At 65.5% G+C, this 10,307-nt stretch carries 11 protein-coding genes and 1 riboswitch; of the genes, 3 read left to right on the top strand and 8 right to left on the bottom strand.

The features are described 5' to 3' along the window. Together Q0693_RS08540 and Q0693_RS08545 are read right to left on the bottom strand one after the other, a co-directional pair. Positions 1-2,286: arsenate reductase (azurin) large subunit (locus Q0693_RS08540; protein ID WP_298630741.1), on the bottom strand; the 2,286-nt coding region annotated here is incomplete at its 3' end. Between the two features lie 12 nt (positions 2,287-2,298). After that, complete coding sequence (locus Q0693_RS08545) at positions 2,299-2,781, bottom strand: arsenate reductase (azurin) small subunit (RefSeq protein WP_243029699.1); 483 nt, start codon at positions 2,779-2,781, stop codon at positions 2,299-2,301. Positions 2,782-2,991: 210 nt separating this feature from the next. Here Q0693_RS08545 and Q0693_RS08550 point away from each other — a divergent pair, with 210 nt between their 5' ends. From Q0693_RS08550 to Q0693_RS08560, 3 genes are all read left to right on the top strand, one after another. Further along, positions 2,992-3,336 carry a metalloregulator ArsR/SmtB family transcription factor gene (locus Q0693_RS08550; RefSeq protein ID WP_298630745.1) on the top strand — a complete coding sequence of 115 codons (345 nt, stop codon included), beginning with the start codon at positions 2,992-2,994 and terminating at the stop codon, positions 3,334-3,336. Positions 3,337-3,435: 99 nt separating this feature from the next. Continuing rightward, positions 3,436-4,344, top strand: coding sequence for a DUF72 domain-containing protein (locus Q0693_RS08555; protein ID WP_298630748.1), 909 nt, complete (start codon positions 3,436-3,438; stop codon positions 4,342-4,344). Between the two features lie 29 nt (positions 4,345-4,373). Further along, complete coding sequence (locus Q0693_RS08560) at positions 4,374-5,045, top strand: metal-dependent transcriptional regulator (protein ID WP_243029696.1); 672 nt, start codon at positions 4,374-4,376, stop codon at positions 5,043-5,045. Here Q0693_RS08560 and Q0693_RS08565 read toward each other — a convergent pair. The 6 genes from Q0693_RS08565 to Q0693_RS08590 all read right to left on the bottom strand — a co-directional run bounded on the left by Q0693_RS08565 (position 5,027) and on the right by Q0693_RS08590 (position 9,998). Beyond that, the gene (locus Q0693_RS08565; RefSeq protein WP_298630752.1) at positions 5,027-6,193 is read right to left on the bottom strand and encodes a serine hydrolase domain-containing protein; all 1,167 of its coding nucleotides are present in this window, start codon (positions 6,191-6,193) and stop codon (positions 5,027-5,029) included. The two genes, Q0693_RS08560 and Q0693_RS08565, sit on opposite strands and share 19 nt — an antisense overlap. 32 nt (positions 6,194-6,225) lie before the next feature. Beyond that, positions 6,226-6,963 carry an SDR family oxidoreductase gene (locus Q0693_RS08570; protein WP_298630754.1) on the bottom strand — a complete coding sequence of 246 codons (738 nt, stop codon included), beginning with the start codon at positions 6,961-6,963 and terminating at the stop codon, positions 6,226-6,228. A 117-nt stretch (positions 6,964-7,080) separates the two neighbouring features. Next, positions 7,081-7,392, bottom strand: a complete 312-nt coding sequence (locus Q0693_RS08575; protein WP_243029693.1) for a hypothetical protein — start codon at positions 7,390-7,392, stop codon at positions 7,081-7,083. Then, positions 7,373-8,125, bottom strand: coding sequence for an ABC transporter ATP-binding protein (locus tag Q0693_RS08580; RefSeq protein WP_298630757.1), 753 nt, complete (start codon positions 8,123-8,125; stop codon positions 7,373-7,375). The genes Q0693_RS08575 and Q0693_RS08580 overlap by 20 nt, the downstream gene beginning before the upstream one ends. Then, on the bottom strand, positions 8,112-9,140 hold the full coding sequence (locus Q0693_RS08585; protein WP_298630760.1) for an iron ABC transporter permease: 1,029 nt from the start codon (positions 9,138-9,140) through the stop codon (positions 8,112-8,114). Before Q0693_RS08585 ends, Q0693_RS08580 begins: the two co-directional genes overlap by 14 nt. Before the next feature lie 3 nt (positions 9,141-9,143). Continuing rightward, positions 9,144-9,998, bottom strand: coding sequence for an ABC transporter substrate-binding protein (locus Q0693_RS08590; protein WP_243029690.1), 855 nt, complete (start codon positions 9,996-9,998; stop codon positions 9,144-9,146). 128 nt (positions 9,999-10,126) lie between these two features. Continuing rightward, a riboswitch (cobalamin riboswitch) is annotated at positions 10,127-10,286 on the bottom strand. Positions 10,287-10,307 lie beyond the last annotated feature (21 nt).

Consider the following 10,307-nt stretch of genomic DNA (forward strand, 5'->3'; position numbering starts at 1 on the left):
CTCCACATAGGGCAGGGGCAAGGCCGCCGCCTTTACCGGCAAGTGGCGGTCGTGGTAGGCCGTCTGCCAGATGGTCTGGGCCCGCCCCGTGGTGACCCAGAAGGGATACTGCTTGGCCTTTTCCCCTTCCAGGTACTTGGCCACCTCAGCAGGGTAGCCCTCCCAGTCGTCCGAGCCGTACCACTTGAACTTGCCGTCGGGGGTGCCGAACCGGTAGGTGAACCGGCGCACCGTACCCACCAGCTTCCCGGTCTTGGGATCGCGGCGGACGGGGGTGCGGATGCCCTGCTGGCCCACCTCCTTGAGGAACTTGTAGGTGACGCCCTTGTAGTTCTCGGCCTCGAGGATGGCCTCATCCTCCTCGCTCACCCGGTTGTCCTTAAACTCCTCGGCCCCGGCCAGGAAAACGTCCTCGTCCGTCTTCCAGTTCTTGCCGAACTCAAACTTGGCCGCCTCCTGGGCCTTGCCCTCGGCCCGGTAGAGGTCGGCAAGGCGGAGGCCCACCAGCTTGAAGATCTCCCAGTCGGGCTTGGCCTCGCCGGGCGGGTCCATGAACTTCTCGTAGAGGCGAAGGAGCCGGCCCTGGCAGTTGATGGAGGTCTCGTTGGCCTCGCCCCAGCCGGCAGCAGGCAGGATCAGGTGGGCATCCCTGGCCGTCTCCGTCATGTAGATGTCCTGGACCACCATGAAAAGGGCATCGGGATCCGAGTAGAGCACGTCCAGGATTTTTCTCACCCGCTCCTGGATGGTTCCCGGCTCCCCGCCTTGGCCCAAGGCCCTGGTGAGCTTTTGCGTCCGCTCGTGGATGCGCTTGCGGAACACCTGGCTATTGGGGGTGGAAAGGTAAGGATCCGTGGCCACCACCCAGTAGAACTTGCCCTTGCCCTCCACCAAGAACTTGTCCACGTTAACCGGCGGGCCGCCCCGGTAGATGGAGCCCGGGGTAGGGGACTTGGGACGCACATACCCCTCCTGGTGCCCGCCCAGACGGCCGCAACCCGTGCCCGGACGGCCGACGTTGTGGGTGAGAACCGCCAGCTGCACGATGGCCGCCACCTGGTCGTAGTTCTTCATGTTCCAGATGATGCCCTTCTCGTAGACGGTGAGGGTGCGGCGCTTGAACTTGCCGGCCTTGGGCTTGGCGATCCAGTCAGCGGCCTTCTCAATCTGGGCCCGGGGCACCCCAGTGATCCGCTCCACCTGGGCCATGAACTCGGCGTAAGGCACCTGGAGCTTGAGGCTCTTCTGCTTGTACTCCTCAAAGAGGCCCATGTCGGTGCGGGCCTGGAGGTAGGCCATGTCGTAGTAACCCCGCTCCCAGACCACCCGGGCAATGGCGTTGGCCAGGATGTAGTCCGTGCCCAGGTTGGGCCTTAGGAGGAGGACCCGGTCCTTGGCCACGGTCTCAGCGACGGTGTAGGAAGAGGTCTTCCGGGGGTCAACGACGATCAGGTAGCCGGGCTCGGCAGGCTCTCCCTTGGCAAAGGCCTCCTGTTTCTCAGCCACCGTGTTCCCCTGGATGTTGGGGAGGATGTGCTCCGCATAGAAGACCGTGGCGGTTTCAAAGGGGTTAGCCCCCCAGAGCACCACCGTGTCCGCCAAGCGGGCATCGGTGTAGTCGTAGTTGAGCTCGTGCACTCCCCGCTCGCGGCTTCCCCAGACCTCGGAGTTGTAGGCGGGGCGGTTGTGGATGGCGATGTGCTTCACGGAAAGGGCGGCAAAGAAGAACTTGCCTAGACCGTAGTTATCCTCAAAGCCCTGGCCCGAGCCCCCGTGGTCGTAGGCCTTCACGGTGATGTTGTCGTCGTTGCCATCCCGGTCGCGGATCCCCTTGATGACCCCGGCCACCAGGGTAAGGGCATCCTGCCAGGTGATGGCCTGGAACTGATCCCCAATCCGAAGGAGCGGGTATTCAAGCCGGTCCTGGGTGCCCCGGTCCAAGCTCCAGACCGTAAGGGCGTTGGTGCCGCCACGGATGGAGTAGTTGCCCCGGTTGTAGGGGCTGTCCTTGGCCGGCACGATCACCACGTGGTACTGGCGGCCATCCTTGCCCGTGGTGACCGCGTGCATGGTCTCGGTGTAGCTCAAGCCTGCCAGGGGCGGCTGGGGCTGGGACAGGTCCACGCCGAAGGCGTTCTGGTCGGCCTTAAGGCCGCCCTGCTGGCCCACGGGCCAAACGTAGACCTTGTAGCCGCAACCCGCCGTGCAGTACTGGCAGACGGTGTTATGCACCCGGGCGTTCTTGGGGGGAATGGGAAGCTGGTCCTTTCTTGGAATGAGCGCCATACTCTATACCTCCTAAACGTTCTTGACACGGCCCCAGATGAGGCCGGCCACCGCTACCGCATAGATGTCGCCCTTACCGTCCACGCGCAGGGGGATCTGGGGGAGCCAGGAGCTGGCCAGGCCCTGGTAGGTCTGGCCGGCCTTGGCGGGGTCAAACATGGAGTAGTGGCACCGGCAGATAAACCTCCCCCCCTCGTACTGGACAGGACAGCCCATGTGGGTGCAAAGGGCGGAATAGGCCACGATGTCCCGCCCAGGGCCCACACCCCCAACGGCCGGCTTACCCAGCTTGACCAAGATGGCGGGGCTGGAGGCATCCGGGTAGCTGAAGGTAACGGGCTGGCCCGTCTTCACCTGGGAAACATTGGCCACCTTCACCGCCGGGTAGGTGAGGCTGGGAGCATACCCCAACTGGGCCTTGCCCCCTGCGGTGAAGAGGGCGGTGGCCGCCGCTGTAAGCTTTACAAACCGCCTACGGGAAAGGGTTTGTGTCATACCTACACCTCCTTGGGTGCGATTGAAGGCTATCAAATGCCAGGGACATTTGTCAACCCAGGATCCGACGATTTCACATACTTCCTGGGGGGTATCGCGGCTTTAAGCCTGTTCCGAAGGGCTATTTTCACACATAAAAATACACCCTTACCACTCATAACCTGTTTTCCTTCACTTTGTCCCAGGACCCCTCTGGCTAATGTGGAGGCTATGGAACACGATCTCGCACAAAGCCGCCTCGAGGCCCTGGCCCACCCCGCCCGCCTCACCATCGTCCGGCTTCTGGCCGAGCTCCCCGACGGGCACACCGCCTTTGACCCGCGGTGCGGAAGCGCCTACGGGGTCTGCTTCTGCCACCTGAAGGAGAAGACTGGGCTTTCCGGTCCCACGGTAAGCCACCACCTCCGCATCCTTCGCGAGGCCGGGCTGGTGGAAGGGGTGAGGGTGGGGCGTTGGACGTATTTCCGCCTGCGGCCGGGGGCCTTGGAAGCCTTGGCCCACGAGCTCCTTCGCTTGGCCCGCCAGGCCAAGAGTGCCCTGGCCGAGGCGGTGTGAAACGGCAGGGCCTCCCCACCCCCAGGGGACGAGGCCCGGAAGCTGGCAACCCCTCGGTAACCCTTGCCCCCCTTCCCCGCCTTTTGCCAGTATGGGAGCATGGCGGAGATCCGGGTAGGCACCGCCAGCTGGACGGACGAGACCCTCCTTAACTCCGGCTGGTACCCGCCTGAGGTGCGCAACCATCCGGAAAAACGCCTCCGCTACTACGCCCGCCACTTTGACACCGTGGAGGTGGACAGCACCTTCTACGCCCTGCCCCGGCGGGAGGTGGTGGCCAAGTGGGCGGAAAGGACCCCAGCGGGCTTCCTCTTCCACGTGAAGGCCTTTTCTGCCTTCACGGGGCACGGCCTCGAGGCCCCTGCGCTTCCCAAGGACCTCCGCACCCTGTTGCCCCGGCAGGAAGGCCACCTCTCCCAACGGGAAGTGCCCAAGGAGGTGGTGGAGGAAGCGTGGAACCGCTTCTTTGCCGCCATAGAACCCCTACGGGAAGCGGGCAAGCTGGGCTACCTGCACTTTGGCCTCCCCCCCTGGACCGAACCCAAGCCCCGTAGCTTCCAGTACCTGGAGCACCTGGCGGAAAGGACCCGGGGCTACTGGGTGGCGGTGGAGTTCCGCAACCCCAGGTGGTACGTGGCCTGGGGCTTCGTGAAGAAGGAGCTTCTGCGGCTGGGCCTCATCCACGTGAGCGTGGACGCCCCGCCCCACCCCGAGGCCCCACCCCGGGTCCTGGAGCCCACCCATCCCGTGGCGGTGCTCCGCTGCCACGGAAGAAACGTGGCCTCCTGGAAAGGCCCCCACCTCAAGCCCTACGAGCGTTTCAACTGGCGCTATTCGGCGGAGGAGCTGGCAGACCTCGCCCGGGCCACCCGTACCCTGGCGGAGAAGGCCGAAGCGGTTTTCGTCATTTTTAACAACAACTACGGCACCCAGGGGGTGGAAGCGGCCATGGGGCTTAAGGGCCTTTTGGGTCTGGGTCCACCCCCCTGGGCGGAGCAACTCCTCTAGCCGGGGGGATTCGTGCTACCTTGGGGGGGATGGGACGCCCTCCCCTGTCCGAGGCCCAGGAGGACTACTTGAAGCAGCTTTTCCTCCTGGAGGCGGAGCGGCAAGGCCCGGTGCCCACCCAGGCGCTTGCCGAGCGCCTGGGGGTTAAACCTCCCTCGGTGACGGAGATGCTTAAGAAGCTCACCGCCTTAGGCCTGGTGGAGCACGCCCCCTACCAGGGGGCCCGGCTCACCGAGGCCGGGCGGCGGATCGCCCTGGAGGTCCTAAGGCACCACCGGCTCCTCGAGGCCTACTTGCACCAGGCCCTGGGCTACGGCTGGGAGGAGGTCCACCAGGAAGCGGAAAGGCTGGAGCACGTGATCAGCGAGGCCTTTGAGGAAAGGATCGCCGAGCTTTTGGGCCACCCCCCCTTTGACCCCCACGGGGACCCCATCCCCACCAAGGACCTGGCCCTGCCGGAAGCCCCTGCCCTCCCCCTCTCGCAGGCCCCTTTGGGGGAAGCCCGGGTGGTGCGGGCCCTGGCCCAGGACCGGGGTACCCTCAACCTCCTGGCCAAGCTGGGCCTGGTTCCTGGAAAGACCCTTAGAGTGGTGGAGACCGGAGACGGGGTGGGCATCGAGGTGGCAGGGGAGGTATTCCGACTCCCCGAGGAGCTGGCCCAGGCGGTGGGGGTGGTGGCCCTTCAGGAAAGGGCTCCGTAAACCAGGGTGCGGAAGGCCAGGCCAAGCCTTTGCCCGAGCCGGGAGTGAAGGGCCTTTTCCGGCTCCAGCAGGGAAAGGAGATTGGGGGCCTGGGTAAAGAGCAAGGCGCTCAGCTCCAGGGCAGGATCCACCAGGAAGTAGGTGCCGGCAAACCCCCACCAGTAGAAGTCCCCGGGGCTCCCTGGGGCCAGACCCCCATGGCCCAGACGCACCGCCACCCCCAGGCCGAAGCCGTAGCCGGGTCCAGGGGTGTACTCCAGGCCCCGCCGCAACCCCGCCTCGTACAGGGGGCCCAGGTGGTCCTGGGTCATGAGGCGGCATAGGCGGGGATGTAGGAGGCCCCGGCCCGTGCGTAGGGCCTCCAGGAACTGCAGGTAGTCCAAGGCCGTGCTCACGCCACCCAAGCCCCCCGCATACCGGGGCGGCTCCGCCTCCACGGGGATGAGGCGGATGGACCTACCCGTTTCCGGATCCTGGAGGAAGGGCCTGGCCAAGCGGGAAAGGTCCTGGGCTAGAAAACCCGAATCCCGCATCCCCAAAGGGGCAAACACCCGCTTCGCCAAGAGCTCCGCCAGGCTTTTACCTGTAAGGGCCTCCAAGAGGTGCCCAAGCACATCGGTGGAAAGCCCGTATTCAAAGGCTTCCCCAGGCTGGAAGCGGAGAGGCAAGGCGGCAAGCCGCTCCAAGAAGGCCTCCCGGGACAGGTCAAACCGATCCACCCCCGCTTCCAGGTAGAGCCTCTTCACCGGGGAGCGGAAAAAGACCCCATAGGTGAAGCCCGCGGTGTGGCGAAGGAGGTCGTAGACGGTGATGGGGGCCCGCAAGGGCTCCAAGACCACCCCTTCCCCCACCTCCCGTCCCACCTTTACCCCAGCGAAGACGGGCAGATACCTCTCCACAGGGTCCAGAAGGGAAAGGCCGCCCTCCTCCACAAAGGTGAGGGCCAAGGCGGAAACCCAGGGCTTGGTCATGGAGTACACGCGGAAAAGGGCATCCTCCTGCATGGGTAAGCCCTTCACCGGGTCCAAGTAACCCCCTACCCCGCGGTAGACCACCTCTCCCCCCCGGGCCACCAAGGCCACATACCCGGGCAGAAGGCCCTCAGCCACCTGCCTGGTTAAAAAGGCATCCAACCGGGAAAAATCCATGCTTCCCCTTTCGGGCCTTAATGCCTAAGCCCTCAGGCAGGAGCCGCCCCCACGGTCCTCCCCCCATCCACAAAGAGCACCTGGCCGGTGATGAAGCTGGACTCGTCGGAAACCAGGAAAAGGGCGGCGTAGGCCACCTCCCAAGGCTTCCCCGAGCGGCCCAAAGGAGTGGCGGCGATGGCCTTCTCCCGCACCTTCTCCGGCACCTTGGCGGTCATGCGGGTTTCAATGAAGCCAGGGGCCAGGGCGTTGACCCGGATGCCGTACCGCCCAAGCTCCAAGGCCAGGGTGCGGGTAAGCCCCACCACCCCCGCCTTGGAGGCGGCATAGTTGGCCTGCCCCAGGTTGCCCAGGTACACCCGGGAGCTGGTGAGCACGATGGAACCCGCATTCCTCTCCCGCATGGCCTCGGAAGCCGCCTTGGCCACCAGGAAGCTTCCCGTGAGGTTCACCCTTACCACAGCCTCCCAGTCCTCCAAGGACATCTTCCAGTGGAAGTTGTCCCGGGTGATGCCCGCATAGTGGACCACCCCATCCAGGCGGCCCAGGGCCTCGAGGGCCTCCTGGAATCCTCTCTCCACCGAGTTGGGATCGGCCACGTCCATGGGTATGGCCAAGGCCCCCGTGGCCTCCGCCGCCTCCCTTAGCGGCTCCTCCTCTAGATCGCAGGCCACCAGCCTCGCTCCTTCCCGGGCAAAAAGCTCCAGGGTGGCCCGGCCGATCCCATGGGCCGCCCCGGTGATCAGCACCACCTTGTCCTTAAGCCGCATCCCCCACCTCCCGCGTGCGACCGAACGGTCGGTAAGTCCACCCTACCCCGGGGCCAAGCTCCCCGTCAAGGACCACTGGGGTGCCTTTGCCCCTTATGGACCCAAGCAGATCCCAGCCTATAGCCGCCAGGCGTAGTACGGGGTTTCCACAAAGGCGGGCGGGCCTCCCAGATACACCCTGAGCCCGGGAAGGACCAGGGTTTCCCCCTCCCACTCAAAGGCCAAGGGGTCCACCGGCAAGGGATAGTGGAGAACCCCTTCCCCGGGCAGGCCAAGCCGCAGGCGCTCGGGCTGGGAAAGCCGGCCCACCAGAAGGTAACGGGCCCTCTTGGGTCCAGACTCCGTGTAGAAGGCCACCTCCTCGCCGAGGTCCAAGAGGAAGGCCCGGCCGCGAATGTAGAGCCTGGCCCTATGCGTCCAGGTAGACATGGGGCCTCCCCCCAAGGTGGGCCACCCGAACCCCTTGGCCATAGAGGCCTTGGAGAAGGGGCTCGGTAAGGACCGCCTCCGGCCTTCCCTCCGCCAAAAGCCTCCCCCCCTTGAGCACCGCCACCCGGTCGGCCAGGGCCGCCTGGTTGGGATCGTGGAGGACGGCCAGGACTCCCATACCCTTGGCGGCCAGGCCCCGCAGGAGGGCAAGAAGCCCCCCCAGGTACTCCAGGTCCAGGAAGGTGGTGGGTTCGTCTAGAAGGAGGTAACGGGGCCTTGTGGCCAGGGCCCGGGCCAGGAGGACCCTTTGCCGTTCCCCGCCGGAAAGGCTACCCAGGCACTGCCCCCGGAAGCGGGAAGCCCCTGTAACCTCCAAGGCCCACTCCACCGCTTCCCTGTCCTCCCGTCCCTCCTGCCCCCAAAGGCCTAGGTGGGGAAGCCTTCCCAGGCGCACCACCTCCTCCACCAAAAGCCCCTCCGGGTAGGGGCCCCCCTGGGGCAGGTAAGCAAGGAGCCGGCCCCGGGCATAGCTACCGTAGGCCCGAAGGGGCCTGCCCTCCAGCAACACCTTCCCCGACCTGGGCCAAAGCAGCCCCGCCATAACCCTTAACAGGGTGCTTTTCCCTGAGCCGTTAGGGCCCAAAAGGGCCACCCACTCCCCCGGCCGTACGGCCAGGTCCACCCCCAAGAGGGCATAGGGGCCCACGATGCCCTTAGCCTCAAGCCCTTCCACGCCGCCTCCACATGAGGTAAAGGAAAAAGGGTCCGCCCAAGAGGGTGGTGACCACCCCTACGGGAAGTTCCGCCGGACGGGTAAGGGTGCGGGCCAAAAGGTCCGCCAGGGCGAGGAGGGCCGCTCCCCCCAAGGCGGAAGCGGGCAAAAGCAGGCGGTAGTCCTCCCCCAAGAGGCGCCGAAGGAGATGCGGGGTAATCAAGCCCACGAAACCGATGATCCCCGCCTGGGCCACGGCAGCGGCCACCAAAAGGCTTGCGGCCAGGAGGAGAAGGAGCTTAAGACCCTCGAGGGGCAGCCCCAGGCTCTTGGCCACCTCCTCCCCCAGCTGAAGGGCGTTCAACACCCGGCCCAGCAGCAAGAGGGGGGGAAGAGCCAGCAAGAAAAAGAGAACCAGGACCCTCACCGCAGGCCAACCCAAAAAGGCCAGATTCCCCAAGGTGTAGGCGAACACCGCCCGCACCCGGTCGGCATCCTGCAGCATCAGGTAGGTGGTGGCCCCCGTCAGGACGCTTCCCACCACCACCCCCGCCAGAACCAGCTCCCCCGTTCGGGCCGCCCCCCCTGCCAGGACCAGGGTAAGGAGGGTGGCGGAAAGGGCTCCCAGGAACCCGAAGAGGGTGGCGGAGAGGGGCAAGCCCTGAAAGATGGCGTGCTGGGCAAAGGCGGGAGACAATCCCCCCAGCAAGGAGGCCAACAGGGTCACGGCAAAAGCTGCTCCTGCCGCCGAGCCCATGAGGTAGGGGTCGGCCAAGGGGTTGCGGAAAAGCCCCTGGAAGCTGGCCCCCGCCACGCCCAAGGCCGCCCCCACCAGCATTCCCCCTAAGACCCTGGGAAGCCGCATCTCGGTGACGATGGGATTCTCCTTAAGGCCCAAAAGGGCTTGGAGCACCTCGCCTGGCGGCAGGTTCACCGCCCCCAGGGCCACCCCCAGCACCAGAGCCAGAAGAAGGAGGAAAAGTAACCAGAGGAAGACCAGGCTCCGCCTAAAGGCCAGGGGGAGGGCTTGAATCATGGCCTAACGCCCATGGAAGCAATCCACCAAGAGCCTAAGCCCCTGGGCCACCCGGGGGCCCGGGCGGGAGAGAAGGTTATCCTGGCCCCCGGTGAACACGCAGATGCGCCCCGTCTGGACCGCCTGCACCCGGCTCCACCCAGGCCTGGCCCGGATGGTTTCCAAAGCACCCGGGTAGGTGGCCACGATCACCTCGGGGTTCCTCTCCACCACGAACTCCGGAGCGATCTTGGGGAAAAGGCCTAGCTCCCTAGGGATAATGTTCGCACCCCGGGCCTTTTGGATCAGAACCCCGATGAAGCTCTCAGGACCCACGGTATAGGGAGTAGGGTCGATCTCGTAGTACACCCGGGGCCGGGTCTTGGCCTTGGCCGCCCGGGACTCCTCCTGGTATACCTCCCGCTGGATCTGGGCCACCAGGCGCTCCGCCTGGGCCTCGAGGCCCAGAAGTTTCCCCAGGGTACGGGTGGTGCGGAAGATGTCCTCATAGGTTTCCGTCCTGACCGCAAAGACCACCAGGCCCGCCCGCTCCAGGGTTTCATAGAGCCGGCCGTACTTGGAGACCAGAACCAGGTCCGGCCTTAGGGAAACGATAAGCTCGGGATTGGGGTTGTATAGCCCCCCCGCCTTAGGCAAGGCCTTCACCCTCTCCGGCCAATCGGAGTAGTCGTCGGTGGCCACGATCCGGTCACAAGCACCCAGGGCACAGACCGTCTCCGTCACCGAGGGAAGCATGGTGACGATGCGCTTGGGCGGGGCCTTAACCGTAACCGTGCGCCCCAGGTCGTCGGTGAGGGTTAGGGGAAAGGCGAAGGCTAGGGCCAAAAGGACCGTTATTGCCGCAAAAACTCTCCTCATACCTACCTCCCTCGGGCCGCTAGGGCCAGGCCCGGGGGAGGTAGGGAAAACCCCTGCCGGGAGGCAGGGGCGCAAATGGCTTTGCAAACCCCCATCGCTCCCCCATCCGCGTGAGGTGCCCGCCTAGGGGTCTTGCGGGCGGCCCTGGCAGGTATTCGGGCTTCCGGCCTACATAGACAGGCACGTAGGAGGACCGGTTACCGTTGCGGGACAGCGCCGGACTTGCACCGGACTTCCCCACTTTAAGCCTGGACTACGCGCCCAGGCACCAGGGCAACGGACCTGGCTTTAAGGCCCTAGCGGGCCCTA

Origin of the sequence: uncultured Thermus sp. (genome assembly GCF_938010445.1) — a bacterium.
GTDB lineage: Bacteria > Deinococcota > Deinococci > Deinococcales > Thermaceae > Thermus > Thermus altitudinis.

What these genes read in the sequence shown, in the direction of transcription:
- Q0693_RS08545 (WP_243029699.1), bottom strand. Translation starts at nt 2,781, where the DNA reads ATGACACAAACCCTTTCCCGTAGGCGGTTTGTAAAGCTTACAGCGGCG.
- Q0693_RS08550 (WP_298630745.1), top strand. Translation starts at nt 2,992, where the DNA reads ATGGAACACGATCTCGCACAAAGCCGCCTCGAGGCCCTGGCCCACCCC.
- Q0693_RS08555 (WP_298630748.1), top strand. Translation starts at nt 3,436, where the DNA reads ATGGCGGAGATCCGGGTAGGCACCGCCAGCTGGACGGACGAGACCCTC.
- Q0693_RS08560 (WP_243029696.1), top strand. Translation starts at nt 4,374, where the DNA reads ATGGGACGCCCTCCCCTGTCCGAGGCCCAGGAGGACTACTTGAAGCAG.
- Q0693_RS08565 (WP_298630752.1), bottom strand. Translation starts at nt 6,193, where the DNA reads ATGGATTTTTCCCGGTTGGATGCCTTTTTAACCAGGCAGGTGGCTGAG.
- Q0693_RS08570 (WP_298630754.1), bottom strand. Translation starts at nt 6,963, where the DNA reads ATGCGGCTTAAGGACAAGGTGGTGCTGATCACCGGGGCGGCCCATGGG.
- Q0693_RS08575 (WP_243029693.1), bottom strand. Translation starts at nt 7,392, where the DNA reads ATGTCTACCTGGACGCATAGGGCCAGGCTCTACATTCGCGGCCGGGCC.
- Q0693_RS08585 (WP_298630760.1), bottom strand. Translation starts at nt 9,140, where the DNA reads ATGATTCAAGCCCTCCCCCTGGCCTTTAGGCGGAGCCTGGTCTTCCTC.
- Q0693_RS08590 (WP_243029690.1), bottom strand. Translation starts at nt 9,998, where the DNA reads ATGAGGAGAGTTTTTGCGGCAATAACGGTCCTTTTGGCCCTAGCCTTC.